Annotated in this window: 16 protein-coding genes, 1 tRNA gene and 1 pseudogene; 5 read left to right on the top strand and 13 right to left on the bottom strand. The window is 66.3% G+C overall.

Features of this window, described 5'->3' with window-relative positions; all coding sequences use genetic code 11:
* Positions 1–133: 133 nt before the first annotated feature.
* From pgi to OC159_RS05935, 5 genes are read right to left on the bottom strand one after another with little or no spacing between them, the layout of a single operon-like run.
* Positions 134–1,744, bottom strand: coding sequence for a glucose-6-phosphate isomerase (gene pgi / locus OC159_RS05955; RefSeq protein ID WP_265500241.1), 1,611 nt, complete (start codon positions 1,742–1,744; stop codon positions 134–136).
* A gap of 14 nt (positions 1,745–1,758) precedes the next feature.
* Positions 1,759–2,430: a 6-phosphogluconolactonase gene (pgl, locus tag OC159_RS05950; RefSeq protein ID WP_265500371.1), complete on the bottom strand. Its 672-nt coding sequence runs from the start codon at positions 2,428–2,430 to the stop codon at positions 1,759–1,761.
* 2 nt (positions 2,431–2,432) lie between these two features.
* Positions 2,433–3,884 (bottom strand): glucose-6-phosphate dehydrogenase, encoded by a 1,452-nt coding sequence (gene zwf, locus OC159_RS05945; RefSeq protein ID WP_265500240.1) that lies wholly within the window; start codon positions 3,882–3,884, stop codon positions 2,433–2,435.
* A gap of 60 nt (positions 3,885–3,944) precedes the next feature.
* Positions 3,945–4,484, bottom strand: coding sequence for an RSP_2648 family PIN domain-containing protein (locus OC159_RS05940; protein ID WP_265500239.1), 540 nt, complete (start codon positions 4,482–4,484; stop codon positions 3,945–3,947).
* Complete coding sequence (locus OC159_RS05935) at positions 4,484–5,677, bottom strand: RSP_2647 family RNA methyltransferase (RefSeq protein WP_265500238.1); 1,194 nt, start codon at positions 5,675–5,677, stop codon at positions 4,484–4,486. The genes OC159_RS05940 and OC159_RS05935 overlap by 1 nt, the downstream gene beginning before the upstream one ends.
* A gap of 141 nt (positions 5,678–5,818) precedes the next feature.
* Here OC159_RS05935 and edd point away from each other — a divergent pair, with 141 nt between their 5' ends.
* Positions 5,819–7,621 (top strand): phosphogluconate dehydratase, encoded by a 1,803-nt coding sequence (gene edd / locus OC159_RS05930; protein WP_265500237.1) that lies wholly within the window; start codon positions 5,819–5,821, stop codon positions 7,619–7,621.
* A 130-nt stretch (positions 7,622–7,751) separates the two neighbouring features.
* Here edd and OC159_RS05925 read toward each other — a convergent pair.
* Both OC159_RS05925 and OC159_RS05920 read right to left on the bottom strand, forming a co-directional pair.
* A pseudogene (locus OC159_RS05925) lies at positions 7,752–8,909 on the bottom strand (transposase); the annotation flags it as partial.
* 79 nt (positions 8,910–8,988) lie between these two features.
* Positions 8,989–9,852 carry a LysR family transcriptional regulator gene (locus tag OC159_RS05920; RefSeq protein ID WP_265500236.1) on the bottom strand — a complete coding sequence of 288 codons (864 nt, stop codon included), beginning with the start codon at positions 9,850–9,852 and terminating at the stop codon, positions 8,989–8,991.
* A 137-nt stretch (positions 9,853–9,989) separates the two neighbouring features.
* On the opposite strand from OC159_RS05920, the gene OC159_RS05915 reads away from it, so the two are divergent.
* Positions 9,990–10,229, top strand: coding sequence for a DUF1127 domain-containing protein (locus OC159_RS05915; protein ID WP_265500235.1), 240 nt, complete (start codon positions 9,990–9,992; stop codon positions 10,227–10,229).
* Here the strand turns inward: OC159_RS05915 and OC159_RS05910 are convergent.
* From OC159_RS05910 to OC159_RS05885, 6 genes are all read right to left on the bottom strand, one after another.
* Positions 10,226–10,693 carry an arsenate-mycothiol transferase ArsC gene (locus OC159_RS05910; RefSeq protein WP_265500234.1) on the bottom strand — a complete coding sequence of 156 codons (468 nt, stop codon included), beginning with the start codon at positions 10,691–10,693 and terminating at the stop codon, positions 10,226–10,228. The genes OC159_RS05915 and OC159_RS05910 overlap by 4 nt on opposite strands.
* A gap of 5 nt (positions 10,694–10,698) precedes the next feature.
* Positions 10,699–11,178: a UPF0262 family protein gene (locus tag OC159_RS05905; protein ID WP_265500233.1), complete on the bottom strand. Its 480-nt coding sequence runs from the start codon at positions 11,176–11,178 to the stop codon at positions 10,699–10,701.
* The gene (hisD, locus tag OC159_RS05900; RefSeq protein WP_265500232.1) at positions 11,175–12,488 is read right to left on the bottom strand and encodes a histidinol dehydrogenase; all 1,314 of its coding nucleotides are present in this window, start codon (positions 12,486–12,488) and stop codon (positions 11,175–11,177) included. Before hisD ends, OC159_RS05905 begins: the two co-directional genes overlap by 4 nt.
* Before the next feature lie 69 nt (positions 12,489–12,557).
* Positions 12,558–13,034, bottom strand: a complete 477-nt coding sequence (locus OC159_RS05895; RefSeq protein ID WP_265500231.1) for a DUF2948 family protein — start codon at positions 13,032–13,034, stop codon at positions 12,558–12,560.
* Positions 13,031–14,308, bottom strand: a complete 1,278-nt coding sequence (gene murA / locus OC159_RS05890) for a UDP-N-acetylglucosamine 1-carboxyvinyltransferase (protein WP_265500230.1) — start codon at positions 14,306–14,308, stop codon at positions 13,031–13,033. Before murA ends, OC159_RS05895 begins: the two co-directional genes overlap by 4 nt.
* Entirely contained in the window at positions 14,308–14,481 is a 174-nt protein-coding gene (locus tag OC159_RS05885; RefSeq protein ID WP_265500229.1) for a hypothetical protein, read from the bottom strand. Before OC159_RS05885 ends, murA begins: the two co-directional genes overlap by 1 nt.
* 139 nt (positions 14,482–14,620) lie before the next feature.
* On the opposite strand from OC159_RS05885, the gene OC159_RS05880 reads away from it, so the two are divergent.
* The 3 genes from OC159_RS05880 (at position 14,621) to OC159_RS05875 (ending at position 16,226) form a co-directional block, all read left to right on the top strand.
* Positions 14,621–14,695, top strand: a tRNA-Thr gene (locus tag OC159_RS05880).
* Between the two features lie 103 nt (positions 14,696–14,798).
* Complete coding sequence (locus tag OC159_RS20090) at positions 14,799–14,936, top strand: DUF6538 domain-containing protein (protein WP_407674064.1); 138 nt, start codon at positions 14,799–14,801, stop codon at positions 14,934–14,936.
* A gap of 111 nt (positions 14,937–15,047) precedes the next feature.
* Entirely contained in the window at positions 15,048–16,226 is a 1,179-nt protein-coding gene (locus tag OC159_RS05875; protein WP_265500228.1) for a tyrosine-type recombinase/integrase, read from the top strand.
* The last annotated feature ends 119 nt before the right edge of the window (positions 16,227–16,345 follow it).

Below are 16,345 nucleotides of genomic sequence, written 5' to 3'. Positions count from 1 at the left end.
TCAGCCCTTTCCAAGTTGACGGCGACCCTACAGGCTCGGCGTAGCAAGGAAAAGCCGCGGCAAGCTGCGCCGCGGCCCCATTGTTTCGCTGCGGTATCGCGAGGTGCCCGGACGGGAACCGGCCCCGCCTGCGTCAGGCGCGCATCTTGCGGATTTCGGCCGCCAGGCAGTCGGTCGAGGCATCGTGGCCCGGCGACGCTTCGCCCTTCAGCAACGGCTCGACCTTCAGGGCCAGTTCCTTGCCAAGCTCGACCCCCCACTGGTCGAAGCTGTTGATCCCGAGGATCACACCCTCGACAAAGACGCGATGCTCGTAGAGCGCGACGATCTGGCCAAGCGCATGAGGCGTCAGCTGCTCCAGCAGCAGCGTTGTAGAGGGGCGGTTGCCCGGGAACACGCGGTGCCGCGCCTGACGCTCCTGCTCGGCGCCGTCGAGCTCCTTCGCCGCCATCAGCTCGCGCGCTTCATCAAGGCTGCGTCCGCGCATCAGCGCCTCGGACTGCGCCAGGCAGTTCGCGGCCAGCAGGATGTGGTGATGCGCCAGTTCCGGCTCGTGCCCGCGGGCAGCCAGGATGAATTCGCAAGGAACCGGCGTCGTGCCCTGGTGGATCAGCTGATAGAACGCGTGCTGGCCGTTCGTCCCCGGCTCTCCCCAGACCACGGGACCCGAGACGACGGTCAGGTCGCTGCCGTCCATGGCCACGCGCTTGCCGTTCGATTCCATCTCGAGTTGCTGCAGATAGGCGGGCAGACGCAGCAGGCGGTTGTCATAGGGCAGCACGGCGCGGGTGGGATAGCCGCAGACCTGGTGATGCCAGATGCCGACCAGCGCCAGCAGGACCGGCAGGTTGCCCTCCAGAGGGGCGTTGCGGAAATGGTCGTCCATCGCCGCGCCGCCTGCCACGAACTCGTCGAACCGCTGGGGCCCGACAGCCAGCATCAGCGACATGCCGATCGGTCCCCAGACCGAGTAGCGGCCGCCGACCCAGTCCTCGAAGCCGAAGACGCGTGATTCGTCGATGCCGAAGTCCCCGGTCTTCTGGACGGCCGAGGACAGCGCCACGAACTGTGCCGCCGGGTCGGTCACCGTCTTCGCCATCCAGTCACGGGCGGTCCGGGCGTTCGTCATCGTCTCGATGGTGGTGAAGGTCTTCGACGCCACGATCACCAGCGTCTTCGTCGGGTCGAGGCCCTTCAGCGTGTCGGCGATGTCGGCGCCGTCGACGTTGCTGACGAAATGCGTCCGGGGCCCGTCGTGATAAGGCGCCAGCGCCAGCACCGCCATGTAGGGCCCCAGGTCCGACCCGCCGATGCCGATGTTCACCACGTCGGTGATCTTGCCGCCCTGCCCCGTGAAGCTTCCGTCGCGGACCTGCTGCGCAAAGGCGGCCATGCGGTCATGGGTGCGGCGAACCTCGGGCATCACGTCCTGGCCGTCGACGGTCACGCTGCCCGACAGGTTGCGCAGCGCGGTGTGCAGGACGGCCCGCCCCTCGGTCTCATTGATCTTTTCGCCCGCAAACATCGCGTCGCGCCGCGCCTCGACGCCGGCAGTTCGGGCCAGGTCCAGCAGCAGGTCGCGCGCCTCGGCGTCGATCATGGTCTTCGACCAGTCGAAGAACAGCCCGTCGGTGCGGGTCGAGAACCCCGCCACCCGGTCGGTGTCAGCGGCGAAAAGCGATTCGATGCGCGTCTCACCCTGCCGGGTGCGATGCGACTTCAGGCGGTTCCAGATGTCGGACATGCGGTCGTGGTCCCTTATTCGGCCCAGTGAACGGTGGCTTCGTCAAGAAAGGCGCGGATCGGCGCCTGCATCGGGTCCAACTTCTGCGCACGCTCCAGCGCGTCGCGTTTCTCGGGGCCCGTGATCAGGACATGAAGGTTGATCGCATCGCAGAGCACCGGCCTGGTCAAGGTGATGCGCGGCTCCTCGGCGCCCGCAGCCCTGATCGCCATGATCGGGGGCGCGTCAGGGGCCATCGCGGCTTGCAGGTGATCGGCGCCGGGGAACAGGCTGGCGGTGTGCATGTCGTTGCCCATGCCCAGCAGGACCACCGTCAGCGGCAGGTGCGGGGCCAGACGCTCGGCCAAACCGTCCACCGCCAGGTCGGGCGTGGCATCCCCGGTGTAGAGGTCGATATAGCCGGCCGCCGCCGCCTTTTCCTTCAGCAGGTGCCGCCGCAGCAGGCGGCTGTTCGACCGCTTGTGATCGCCGTCCACCCAGCGTTCGTCGCCCAGCACGACCGTCACGCGACCCCAGTCGATGTCGGTCCCGCTCAGGGTCTCGAAGACGGGCGCGGGAGAGGTGCCCCCCGGCACGCACAGCGTTGCGCGGTCATTGCCCCGCAGGTGCTGCGCCAGTTGCGAGGCGATGCGGTCGGCCAGCGACAGGGCCAGCATTTCCCGGTCGGGATATTCCTTCAGCTCCATGGTCATGCCCTGATTTCCCTCCAGCGACGGTTGTCGCGATGCATCAGCCGCAACGCCTCGTCCGGTCCCGAGGATCCGGGGTCATAAGGTTCCGGGCGACGTTTGCCGTCCTCCCACGCCTCGATGATCGGGTCGGTCCAGGCCCAGGCCGCCTCGACCTCGTCGCCGCGCATGAACAGCGTCTGGTTGCCGCGGATCACGTCCATGATCAGCCGTTCATAGGCATCGGGCATGTCCGCGCCGTCCGGCCCCAGGGCGTCGGCGAACGACATGTCCAGCGGCACCTGAACCAGGCGCATACCGCCGGGACCGGGCTCCTTGATCATGACCTTCATGTTCATGCCCTCGTTCGGCTGAAGGCGGATCACCAGCTCGTTCGCCTTTGGCACACCACTGTCGTCGAAGATGGAGTGCGGCGGTTCCTTGAAGGTGATCGCGATTTCGCTTGTGCGCGCCCGCAGCTTCTTGCCGGTGCGCAGGTAGAAGGGCGTCCCCTGCCAGCGCCAGTTCGAGATGCGGACCTTCATCGCGACATAGCTCTCGGTGCGCGAATCGGGGTTCTCGGCATCTTCCAGATAGCCGCTGTCGGTGCCGTCGGCCTGGTACTGGCCGCGCACGATGTCCGAGGTTGCCACGGGTTCAAGCGCGCGAATGACCTTCAGCTTCTCGTCCCGGACGGCGTCGGGATCGAAGTGGTAGGGCGGCTCCATCGCGATGAGGCAGAGCAGCTGCATCATGTGGTTCTGGACCATGTCCCGGATCGCGCCCGACTTGTCGTAATAGCTGCCGCGCCCCGCCACGCCCACGGTTTCCGCCACGGTGATCTGGACGTGGTCGATGAACTGCGCATTCCACAGCGGCTCGAACAGCACGTTCGCGAAACGGACCGCCATCAGGTTCTGGACGGTTTCCTTGCCCAGATAGTGGTCTATCCGATAGATCTGGTGCTCATCGAAATGCTGCGCCAGCGTGGCGTTCAGCGCGCGTGCGCTGGCCCGGTCGCGGCCGAACGGCTTTTCCACCACGATGCGGCTGTCGTCGTCGGCGATGCCGTGACCGGCGAGACGTTCGGCGATTTCCCCGAACAGCGCAGGCGCGACCGAGAAGTAGAAGGCGTGAACCGCCCCCGGCCGCATCCGGTCCTTTAGCGCCTGCCAGCCGCCCTCGCCCCGCGCGTCGATGGACACGTAACCCAGCAGGTCCAGGAACTCTGCCAGTCGCGGGTTCTCCTTGCTGACGCGGGTATGTTCGCAGATCGCGCGGGCGATTTCCTCGCGAAACTCGTCGTCGCCCTGTTCGGTACGGGCGGCGCCGATGATACGGCTGGTCGGCGGGATCTGCCCCGCCTCAAACCGCCGGAAGAGGCCCGGCAGGATCTTGCGATGGGCCAGATCGCCCGTCGCGCCGAAGATCACGAGGTCGAAATCATCGACCGGAATGACACGCGAGACCATGCTGTCCTCCTTGTGGTTGGCGTCCGCCATACCTCTTGTTAGCGATAACAGCAACGTGCTTCAACCTCTCAGCGCCTTGGCCAGCCGGGGAAGACGGCATCGCTTCATCATCTGCTGCATCGACATGTCCCCGCCCGACGCGGCAGCCTTTTGCTGCGCGTCGCCCAACGCACGTTCGATCGCCGCGGCGTCCCGCTGCCACAGGTCGACCAGGAACGCGTCGGGATGAACCGCCCGCAGGCCCAGCCCGGCCATCAGCCGCTGGGGAAAGTCGCGCAGGTTCGCCGTCACGATCAGGCCGGCGCCTGCCGCCAGTGCGGCTTCGACCACGTGGCGGTCAGCGGGATCCGGAAGGTCCAGGTCGATGACCGCCTGCCCGTCGCAGGGAACAGGCGCCTGCGGAAACCGCAGGCGCAGCATCGTGATCTCTGCCCCCGCCACGACCTCCTGCTCGGGGCCCAAGCGGGCGGCGGCGCGGCGCCACTCCTCGATGATCCGGTCGGACCACCGGGCTTCGTAAAGCCCGGCCGCCGCAAGATCGGTCAGGATCTCTCGCAGGATCGTCGGAAACAGCACATTGGCATCCAGGACCGCCCGCATCAGTCCAGCCGGAAGAACAGCGCCTTCAGATAGCCCGTCTCGGCCAGCTGCGGCAACATCGGATGGTCGGGCCCGGCCTGGCCAGTGTGGATCAGCACGCCGCGCCGCCCGCCGCGGCCAATGCCGCGGGCGCTGACATTGCGGAACGCGGTCAGATCGGCGGCATGGCTGCAACTGCACAGAACCAGGTAGCCACCGGGCGCCACCAGCGGCGCTGCGGTCTTTGCCACACGTTCATAGGCCCGCAGCCCGGCCTCCAGCGCCGGCTTGGCAGGCGCGAAGGCGGGCGGGTCGCAAATGACGACGTCGAAGCCGCGGCCCTGTTCGGCCAGCTGCTCCAGCGCCTTGAAAGCATCAGACTGGACGACTTCCAGCCGATCCGCGGCGCCCATGGCCTCGGCACCGCCCTGCGCCAGCTTCAGCGCGGCGGCGCTGCCGTCGATGCAGGTCGCCTGCGTCGCGCCTGCCGCAAGGGCGGCCAGCCCGAAGCCGCCGACATGGCTGAAGACGTCCAGAACCGTGCCGCCCTTGACCAGCCGCTGCGCAAAGGCATGGTTCGGGCGCTGGTCGAAGAACAGCCCGGTCTTCTGCCCGCCCATCAAATCGGCAAGATAGATGGCCCCGTTCATGCCAACCTGCACCGGCGCCGTGGGCGCTTCGCCGCGCAGGACCTCCATCCGCTCGGACAGGCCCTCTAGGCCGCGGGCGCGGCCTTGGCCGTTCAGGATCACCGAGGAAACTCCTGTGACCTCAACCAGCGCATTGGCGATATCTTCGGCCATGCTGTCGGCCCAGGCCGCGTTCGGCTGCATTACGGCGGCATCGCCGAAGCGGTCAATCACCAGCCCCGGCAGGCCGTCGGCTTCGGCATGCACCATCCGATAGAACGGCGCGTCATAGAGGCGGGCGCGCATCTCTTGCGCGCGGGCCAGCCGTTCCGCGATCCAGGCCCGGTCCACGACGGCGTCCGCATCGCGGTCCATCATCCGCCCGATGATCTTGGAATTCGGGTTCACCGTCACCACGCCCAGCGGCTGCCTCTCGGCATCCTCCAGAAGCGCCATCCCGCCGGGCGGCAGGGCGCGGGTGCGGCGGTCCAGCACGGCCTCGTCGGCAAAGACCCAAGGGAAGCCGTGGCGGATCGCCTGCGGCTTGGCCTTCGGACGCAGTCGGATGACGGGCAGATCGGTCATGAGGTATCCTTTCGTTGCCGATCTGACATGACGCCCCGTTACGCACAAGCCGCAGCACCAGATTAACACGCAACACATGACAGCCGGTTGAACCGTTAACGCTAACGGCATATATTCCGGCCAAAGCCAGAGGAGGCCGCCATGACCCTTCACGCCATGATCGACCGCGTGACCGACCGGATCCGCGAACGCTCGGCCGACAGCCGCAGCGCCTATCTGCGAAAGATCGCCCGCGCTGCGCAGGAGGGTCCAGCGCGCGCGCACCTGTCCTGCGGGAACCAGGCCCATGCCTACGCTTCCATGGACGACAAGCAGGACATGGCGACGACCCGCAAGCCCAATATCGGGATCATCACGGCCTACAATGACATGCTGTCGGCCCATCAGCCGTATGAGCGCTTCCCGAACGTGATCCGCGCCGCCGGGCGCGCAGCGGGCGCCACGGTGCAGGTCGCGGGCGGCGTTCCGGCGATGTGCGACGGCGTTACCCAAGGCCGCGCCGGGATGGAGCTGTCACTGTTTTCCCGCGACGTGATCGCGCTGGCGGCGGGCGTGGGGCTGTCGCATGATTGCTTCGATTCCGCGATGTACCTGGGCGTTTGCGACAAGATCGTGCCGGGACTGGTCATCGCGGCGGCGACCTTCGGGCATATTCCTGCGGTTTTCGTGCCGGCCGGGCCGATGCCCTCGGGCCTGCCCAATGATGAGAAATCGAAGGTCCGCCAGCAGTTCGCCACTGGAGAGGTCGACCGCGACGCGCTGATGGCGGCCGAGATGGCCAGCTATCACGGTCCCGGCACCTGCACCTTCTATGGCACTGCCAACACCAACCAAATGCTGATGGAGTTCATGGGCCTGCACCTGCCGGGGTCCAGCTTCGTGAACCCGAACACGCCCCTGCGGGACGCACTGACCGTCGCGGCCGTCCAGCGGGCCGCCGCGATCACGAACCTGGGCAACGAGTACATTCCCGCGGGCGAGGTTCTGGACGAACGCGCCTTCGTCAACGGCATCGTCGGGCTGATGGCCACGGGCGGGTCCACGAACCTGGTCCTGCACCTGCCCGCCATGGCGCGGGCGGCCGGGGTCCTGCTGGACATCGAGGATTTCCACGACCTGTCCGAGAACGTGCCGCTGATGGCGCGGGTCTATCCGAACGGGCTGGCCGACGTGAATCATTTCCACGCCGCCGGCGGTCTTGGCTACATGATCGACCAGCTGCTCGAAGCGGGGCTGTTGCACGCGGACGTCAAGACCATCAACGGCAGCGGACTTGACGGCTATTCGCGCGAACCCAAGCTGGACGGCGACCGCATCCGGTGGGAAGCCGGGTCGCGCACCAGCCTGAACGACAAGATCCTCCGCCCCGCAAGCGACGCCTTTGCCAGAACCGGCGGGCTGAAGCAGCTGCAGGGGAACCTGGGCCGGGGCGTGATCAAGATCAGCGCCGTCGCGCCCGAGCGTCACCTGATCGAGGCGAAGGCCCGCGTCTTCCAAGACCAGGAGGCCGTGAAGACAGCGTTTCGCAACGGAGAGTTCACCGAGGACACAGTGGTCGTCGTCCGCTTCCAGGGTCCGCGCGCCAATGGCATGCCGGAACTGCATTCGCTGACGCCGACGCTGGCCGTGCTGCAGGATCGCGGCCTCAAGGTCGCGCTGGTGACGGACGGACGGATGTCGGGGGCGTCGGGCAAGGTGCCCGCCGCGATCCACGTCTCGCCCGAGGCGGCAATGGGCGGGCCGCTGGCGCGCATCCAGGATGGCGACCTCGTTCGGCTGGACGCGGCCGCGGGAACGCTGGAATGCCTGGCGCCGGGGTTTGAAAACCGCGCGCCGGTGCCATTCGACGGATCCCACAGCAGTGAAGGGCTGGGCCGAGAACTGTTCGCCGCCTTTCGCGCCGTCGCCGGTCCCGCGACCGAAGGTGCGGGCGTTGTTGTCTAACAGGCCGCTCACATATTCGCCGAACGGGACGTGTTTCCCGTCTTGGCGATCGATGAGGATCATGGTCGGGGCCTTCGGCACTGGAGGGCATGGGTGCCTCATGGGTGCCTGGTGCCCGGTCCGGTGATTGCACCCCCAGCAACCGAGGCCGCCGGGCCAGGTTGTTGGCCGCCATTGTCAGGATGAAGCGGGACCTCAGCCGCTCGACACCCCGGCAAACGGTCTGGGCCATGCCGCCGACGGTCTTGGCCCGGCCGAAGGGCTCCTCTCCGCTTCCGGTGCCTGATGGACAAGGCATAGCCTTGGTGTCGGGTGGTGCGTCCGTCGACTGCCGGATGCCGCGCTTTCTGGGCGACATGCGGGGTGACGCAGGCCCGGCGCAGATCGGCCACGACGCCGGCGGCATCATGGGCCTTGTCAGCTTCCGGGTTGAGCCAGGAGGGTGACGATGCGCCATATCAAGCGCGGCCTTCCGTTCGGCATGACCGTCGGCCTGGGTCAGGTCACCCTGGACAACCAGCCCCTGGCGGTTCTCCAGCGCATGCCCCATGAAACAGGGCATTGCGCCCGCGCCAGGCGGTTTCCTGTAAAGCCGTGCCTCCGGGTCGGTCGTGGAGGCATGGGTTGCGTCGGAGCGCTTCCCGCCCTTGAAGTCGACCTCGGCGTTTCGGCTGCGATGGTTGGGGCGGGGATCGGAGCAGTCTCGGAGCTGGTCTCGGCGGTTGGCGTGTCGGGGGTTCACAGCAGGGGTATCACCCTCGGTGGGCGGCGTGCCCTCTGCCTTCAGCTTGAAGCCCTTCGACGCCCAGGCCTTGAACGTGCCATCGACCGGGAAATGATCGTCCGGCAGGAACGGCGCGACCTGGTGGTGCTCGCCGCCATCACCTTGCGCGACATCCCGGTCGTCGGCAGCCGGTCGCGGTTCCTGGTGGACACGGCCTTCGGCCCGGGCCTCGCCCGTTCAGGGCTGACGCCCTTCACCCCAGACGGGGTCATCGATGAAGCCCCACGGACCAGCGGAACAGCAGGTTATACTGCATCTGCTCCATCAGCTGCCGCTCGAAGCGAACCGGAGACAGGATCTGGAGCAGGCCGGCCCGGATCAGCCGCTCCGGCGCGATCGAGGGCGACCGAAGTCGGTGCAAAGCCCTTCGAACCCGGCATCCAGGCTGGCCGGCGCGTCATTCACGACCTGCCGGATCTTCCGCAACGGGTGCCGCGCGGAAATGCGGCGCTCAAGATCGACATAGCTGAACAGCGACCGGCTCTTTCCGTCCGCTCCGCGCATGATGACCCCCGCCGTCTTCCTCCAGGCAACGGATCATGTTCTGCAAACCGCCTCGAGAGCCGACTGTTTCAGCGGCCTGTTAAGCGGCCGCCGCCACTTCGCAGACGACGCGGCGAAGATAGCCTGCGAAATCCGACGCGACCTGCCGCGCGGGCCCGTCGGCGACATAGATATTCAGCCAGGTCGGCGGCAGCGGCGGCAAGGCGCCGCCGTGGTCGACGACCTCCAGCCCCGGCTGCTGAATGCCGCGCGGCAGCAGCGTCACACCAAGATCGGCCGCGGCCAGCACCCGCCAGGTGTCGCTGCCGCCGTCGCCGACGACCTGCATCCACTCGATCCCCGCCTTCTCCAGCGCCGCCATCCCGACCGGGTAGTAGGCGCAGTGCGGTGAATTCGCGATCGGCAGCGGGCGTTCCTGCCAGGCCCGCCCTCCGGTCGCCCCGAACCAGGCCAAGTCGACCTTCGCCAGGTGCATCGCACCGGGCGGCGCGGCGAATTCCGTTGTCAGGATGACGTCATGGCCGCCCCGCGCCATCTGCGCGCGCAGATCCTTGCTGCGCCCATCGTTGATGATCAGTTCCACCCCCGTGTGGTCCAGCCGGAACGCCCGCACCGCTTGGGCGACCTTTGTGAACAGCCAGTCGCTGGTCAGCCCGACGCGCAGCCGCATCTCGGGGCGGGCGCCCGTGAAGCGCGACAGGATGGCGTCGTTCAGCGCCACCAGCTTTCGGCTTTCGCCCAGCAGGTCCTGCGCAAAGTCGCTGAGGATCACGCCGCGCCCCGCCTTCTGCAGCATCGGGCGGCCGAAGAGGTCCTCCAGCCGCTTCATCTGCATCGAGAGCGCGCTTTGCGTCATGTTCAGCGCCTCGGCCGCGCGGGTGACGGCACCGTATTCCGCCACCGCCTGAAGCGACCTCAGCGTCGCGATATCCAGATTGCGCATTCGCCACCACTGTTGATGAAAGACATCAAAACCATTCGTTTCACAAATACACCGGCGGGGTATATTCATCAATCAGGAAGATGATACCACCGTAAAGCATCTTCCCTCATGATGGATTTCATCAAAGGAGCTGAACGATGACCAAAACCGCCCTGCTTCGCGTCGTGACCGGTCACGGCATCCTGCCCCGCCCCAACTGGGTAGAGCGTCTGATGACCATGTTCGACGTCCGCCGCACCCGCATCGACCTGTCGCGCCTGTCGGACGCGCAGTTGCGCGACATCGGCCTGACCCGCGACGAGGTCGAGGCCGAGATTGCCCGCCCGATATGGGACGTGCCGAACCACTGGCGCCAGACGCGCGACGTCCGCTGCTAGACCTCGACCTTGCGCGGAGGGCCAAAGCGGTCGCACATGCGCGCGCGGATCTGGTCGCGTGTCTGGCGATACGCGGCCAGCCGCGCCTCGCGCCCCTCGGCCAGCCCCGTCGGGTCCATGATCGGCCAGTACTCGATCTCCAGATGGGCGTGCCGCGTCATTTCCAGCGCCATGCGCTGGCTGGCGGGCGACAGGGCGACGATCAGGTCGAACTGGCCCAGGTCGTCGCCCCAGTCCTGCATTTCCTCGAAGCTGCGGCTTCGGTGGTTGACCAGGGGCACGCCGATCTCGTCGCAGACGGCGATGGCAAAGCCGTCGACTTCGGTGTCGTTCTTGACACCCGCGGACTGGACATAGGCCGCGCGGCCATAGAACTTCTTCATCATCCCCTCGGCCATGGGAGAACGGATGGCATTGTGGTCGCAGCAGAACAGCACCGATGAGGGGAACCTGTCCTGCGTCATCCGCATCACGCCTGCGGGATCAGCGCGCAGATCAGCGTGAACAATCGCCGCGCCGTGTCGATGTCCAGCCTCGCCTTGCCCTCCAGCCGCTCCTGCAGGGTCCGGGCGCCCTCGTTGTGGATGCCCCGGCGGGCCATGTCGATCGCCTCGATCTGCGCGGGCGGCAGGCGCTTGACCGCATCGAAATAGCTTTGGCAGATCTGGAAGTAGTCCTTGACCACCTGCCGGAAGGGGCCCAACGACAGGTGGAACTCGGCCACCTTGTCGGCGGCTTCGGTCGTCACGTCGAAGACCAGCCGCCCCTCTCGGATACACAGCTCCAGCACGTAGGGGCCGTCGGGGACGGGTTCGCCCTCGCGACCCGGAATGTCGAAGCTGTTGTCCTCGATCAGGTCGAAGATCGCGACGCGCCGCTCCTGCTCCATCTCGGGCGTGGCGGGGGCAATGGCGCTGTCGTCGATCTCGATCCGGGTGATGCGGCTCATTCCTGAGGTCTTTCATTCAAGGTCCCAAGCCGAGCCTGAACCGAAGATCCGTGCGCCTGCAAGCCCTCGGATGCCGCCAGGCGCTCGGCCGCGGGGCCGATGGCCGCCAGCGCGCGGGGCGTCAGCCGTGCAATCGTGGTTCGCTTGAGGAAGTCCATCACCGACAGCCCCGACGAAAAGCGTGCCGACCGCGCCGTAGGCAGCACGTGATTTGGCCCGCTGACATAGTCTCCGACCGCTTCGGGCGTGTGCGCGCCAAGAAAGATCGCACCGGCGTGGATGCACGTCGCGGCCAGTGCCTCGGCGTCGGCGACGCACAACTCCAGATGCTCGGGCGCGATTCGGTTGGACAGCCGCGCAGCCTCCGCCAGGTCGGACACGACGATCACGGTGCCATAGTCGCGCCAGCTGGCACCCGCGATGTCGGCCCGGTCCAGCGTCGGGATGATCCGCTCGATTTCGGCTGCGACGGCGCGGGCCAGGCCCGGCTCGGTGGTGATCAGGATCGACTGCGCATCAGCGTCATGTTCGGCCTGCGCCAGCAGGTCCCAGGCCAGCCATTCCGGGTTCTGCTCGGCGTCCGCGATCACCAGCACCTCGGACGGACCGGCGATCATGTCGATGCCGACGCGGCCGAACACCTGCCGCTTGGCCGCCGCGACATAGGCGTTGCCGGGTCCGGTGATTTTGTCGACCGGCGCGATTGTCGCCGTGCCATAGGCCATTGCCGCCACCGCCTGCGCACCGCCGATGCGATAGATCTCGTCGACGCCGGACAGCTGCGCCGCCAGCAGGACCAGCGGATTGATCACGCCACCCGGTGTCGGCACGCAGATCACCAGCCGCTCGACTCCGGCCACGCGGGCCGGGATCGCGTTCATCAGCACGCTGGACGGATAGGCCGCCTGCCCGCCCGGAACGTAAAGCCCCGCCGCCGAAACCGCGCTCCACCGCCAGCCGAGCGTCGCGCCCTCGGGGTCGGTCCAGCTCGCGTCCTCGGGCATCTGGCGGGCGTGATACGCGCGGATGCGTTCGGCGGCCAGCGCCAGCGCCGCGCGGTCCTCAGCGCTGACCTTCGCCACCTCGGCGGCGATCTCCTCTGGCGAGAATCGCAGCGTCGCGGGTGTCAGGTCCAGGCGGTCGAACCGCGACGTCAGTTCGCAGATCGCGTCGTCGCCCCGGCTGCGGACATCCGCGATAATCGCCATCACCGCGTCGTTCACGTCCGACGAATCCTCGCGCTTCGCGGACAGCATCCGCAGGAAACCGGCTTCGAAGTCGCCGTCGCTCGTGTTCAGAAAGACCGGCATGTCGCTTCCCCTGCCCCGGTTCCGCCCGTCGCGCGGAACGGCTTCTTCTTTGTTCGATTACCCGTCGACCTAGTCGGGATGGTGCGGCGCCTTGCCGGACACGGCGCGATGCGGCCGCGTCACGTCCCGCAGGTCCAGGCTGATGCATTCCACATCCACCAGCACCGTCCCGTCCCCCGCGAAGTCCAGCGAGAGGCGTCCCGTTCCGTCCTCTCCGGCCTGCCAGCGAATGGCAAGAAGCTCCAGCACGGTATCGCCGTCCCGGGCAATGCCGTCGCTGACGACGCGCATCACGTCGCCGATCACCAAAATCGAACGCACGCGCTCGAACTCGCGTTCCTCGGCCTCGGCGGCATCTGCATCCTCCCACCGGAACCGGGTGAGCAGCAACGCCAGCCGCCGCGCCTTGACATCGTGGCTGATGTCGGCACCGGTCAGCACTGCGTCCTGCACCAGCGACGACAGGATGCGCAGGTCGACCTCGTCCTCGGCCTTCAGGGACAGGGGCCGGGGGTCGGCATCGGCAAAGCTGGCATCCTCGGTCATGCCTGGTCCTCCTTCACACGTTCGATATGCGCACCGACAGCGCGCAGCTTGCGCACGACATGTTCATAGCCGCGATCCAAGTGATAGACGCGGCTGACGGTGGTCGTCCCTTCCGCGGCCATGCCGGCCAGGATCAGGCTGACCGACGCGCGGAGATCGGTTGCCATGACCGGCGCTCCGCGCAGCTTCTCGACGCCCGTCACGGCGGCATGCCCGCCCTGCACGTCGATCCTGGCGCCCATCCGGGTCAGCTCGGGCGCGTGCATGAAGCGGTTCTCGAAGATCGTTTCCTCCAGCACGCTGGTTCCCTCGGCCATGCACATCAGCGCCATGAACTGCGCCTGAAGATCGGTCGGGAAGCCGGGGAACGGCGCGGTCGTGACGTTCACGGCCCGCACCCGTCCGTTCCTGCGGGACACCTTCAGGCCGCGCGGCGTTTCCTCGACGCTGATCCCGGCTTCGTCCAGCTTTTCGCAGAAGGCGGCCAGCAGTTCGATCTTCCCGCCAAGGCACTCGACTTCGCCGCCGCACATCGCGGGCGCCAGCATGTAGGTGCCCAGTTCGATCCGGTCGGTGACCACGGGATGCGTTGCACCATGCAGCGCCTGGATGCCCTCAATGGTCAGCGTGCCCGTCCCCTCGCCCTCGATCTGCGCACCCATCGCCCTCAGGCAGCGCGCCAGGTCGACGATCTCGGGCTCGCGGGCGGCGTTCTTCAGGACTGTAGTGCCCCGCGCTAGGGTCGCCGCCATAAGCGCGTTCTCGGTCGCACCGACCGAGACGACGGGGAATTCGAACTCGGCCCCCCGCAAGCCGCCCGAGGGCGCCTTTGCATGGACATAACCGTCCCGCAGATCCAGGCTTGCCCCCATCGCTTCCAACGCCCGCAGGTGCAGGTCGACGGGCCGTGCGCCAATGGCGCAGCCGCCCGGCAGCGACACCTCGGCCACGCCGTCACGCGCCAGCAGCGGACCCAGCACCAGGATCGAGGCCCGCATCTTCCGCACGATGTCATAGTCCGCCCGATGGCTGGTCATCGCGTGGCTGGACAGCGCCAGCACCTGCCCGTCCTGAAGCCCAGCCACCTCGGCCCCCAGCGACTGCAGCAGCGCGGTCATCGTGCGGATGTCGGACAGCCGCGGCGCATTTGTCAGCGTCAGCGGCTGGTCCGTCAGCAGGGTGGCCGGCATGAGCGTCAGGCAGGCGTTCTTCGCGCCGGCAATGGGGATCTCTCCCTTCAGCGGGCCGTTCCCCTCGACGATGATCTGGTCCATCAGCTGTCCTTGCCTGTCTCGCCATCCGCGTCCGGGATGGTCTTGTCATTGGTCTCGCCCGCCGCCCTTGCCCGGGCCTGCGCCTTCCGCCGCGCCAGATTCGCGCGCAGCGCCTGGCGAAGGCGCTCCTCGCGGCTGCCGGATAGAGATTTGTCCTTGGGTCGGTCGGTCATAAGGACATCTGTTAGCGTCGCGCCGCGACCTCGTCCAGCAAACGCACGCGCGGCGCCGTCACAAGGCAAGATTTAGGCAAAAATCGTCCGGCCCCTCTTGCGCAGGTCCCGTTCACGGTCTAAACGCCCCTCCACCGGCGCTGTGGTAGCTCAGTGGTAGAGCACTCCCTTGGTAAGGGAGAGGTCGAGAGTTCAATCCTCTCTCACAGCACCAGTTCATCCTACTGAACTTAAAGAATAGCCTTGCTTCGTTGGGCCTGGTTCCTGTTTCTGTGCCAGAAGTGGTGCCAGAATGGAGCAAGCGCTTGGCCGGTGAAATGCGTCATCTGAAGAGCAAAGGGGGCAGGTTCTACGCCCGTGTGGCTATGCCTGAGCATCTTCGTGAAGTAATCGGTCGCACCGAGTTGACGAAGCCTCTTGGTGGTGATCGGCGGGCCGCTTTAACAGGCTGCTGAAAAAGAATTTAGAAGAGCATCTCTCGTCGACTTCATCGATGCCGGACCCGAACTCTTTTCCTCAGCTCGACGAGAGCGCTCGGAAAACCCATCATCTTTGGCCCGAGCGTAGTGAGGGCGGACTTTTTCAGCAGCCTGTTAAAGGCGCTACCAGCCGCCGCGGCGGAACTGCGCAAAAAGCTCGACACGGCGGAACGGCAAATCAGCCCTCACCACGCCATGAGTCTAAGCACCCCCCTCACGACGCGAGACTACGGTCACGCTGTGTGGAACCACTACTTGGAAATGCTACAGCGCGATGAGACAACCCGGGAGAATTGGCCGACCCAAAAGGATATCGAGGCAGCGACCACCGACCTAAGAGCCTCTTTGCCAGACGGACGGCTTCCTGAAGATGGGATAGAGCGCCTGGCCGTCATGCTTGATCTGTTGGTCAAAGCAGGAGCGGCGGAATTTGACAGAACCTCGCGTGAAGCCAAGCTGGCTGAGCTCAAGAAGGGTCTTAGCAGAGGTGAAACGCACCTCGTCGAACATGAGATCGACGCGTTTCTTGACGCCAACGCGCTGTCTGCGCTTCCCGGTTCTGCTGAGCGCACCGTCCTCGCCCGACAGCTGATGAGGGCCGAAGTCGAAGCCCTGACACGCGCCCAAGAGCGTGACCAAGGCAACTATTCAGGCATGGCAACAGATCCCATTGTCAAGCCTCCGGCGGGAGGCGCGGCCGAAGCACCTGTCGTGGCGGTTCCAATAACGCGCCTCTTCGAAGACTATATTTCGTTCCGCCAAGCCTTGGGCAAGCACAGCGACGGGGGGAAGAGCTGGGAGAATATCGTCCTCCACCTGATAGGCTTCCTTGGTCACTCGAATGCAGTCCGCGTTACGAAACGTAATCTACTCGACTGGCGCGACCACCTGCATCGTGAGGGCAAGTCGCCCAAGACCATTGCCGACAAGTATCTGGCATGCATCCGCGCGCTCTTCAAATGGGCATTCGAAAATGATCGGCTGGCAGAGAACGTGGCTGCAACTGTGCATCAACCTGTTGGAAAGACCACTCGGACGCGAGAACGCGGATACACCGAGGACGAGGCGAAAGCCTTGCTCCGCGCTTCTGCCAACTACACTCCAGCTAACGCTGCGAACCCCGCGCAGCGGGAGAGCGACCATGTCATCCGCGCCAAGCGCTGGCTACCCGTGCTATGCGCCTTCACAGGAGCGAGAGTAGTCGAGATAACTCAACTGCGGAAGGAAGACCGTAAGCGGCGTCTGAGCCCCACGTTGCTTAGCTGAGGTGACCTGCCCCCCGTTGGTCCCTCGGTCATAACGAGAGTCTGCCGGTTTGAGATTGGTAGTCGGCGGATCGTTTCAGGGCAAGCGCGCCGGGCGCGGAGCCCTCGGGTAGCGCAAGC

Source organism: Paracoccus beibuensis, from assembly GCF_026162625.1.
In the GTDB taxonomy this organism is placed as follows: domain Bacteria; phylum Pseudomonadota; class Alphaproteobacteria; order Rhodobacterales; family Rhodobacteraceae; genus Paracoccus; species Paracoccus beibuensis.
The sequence above is the reverse complement of the archived record's forward strand: the minus strand, read 5'-3'. Positions and strand labels throughout refer to the sequence as shown.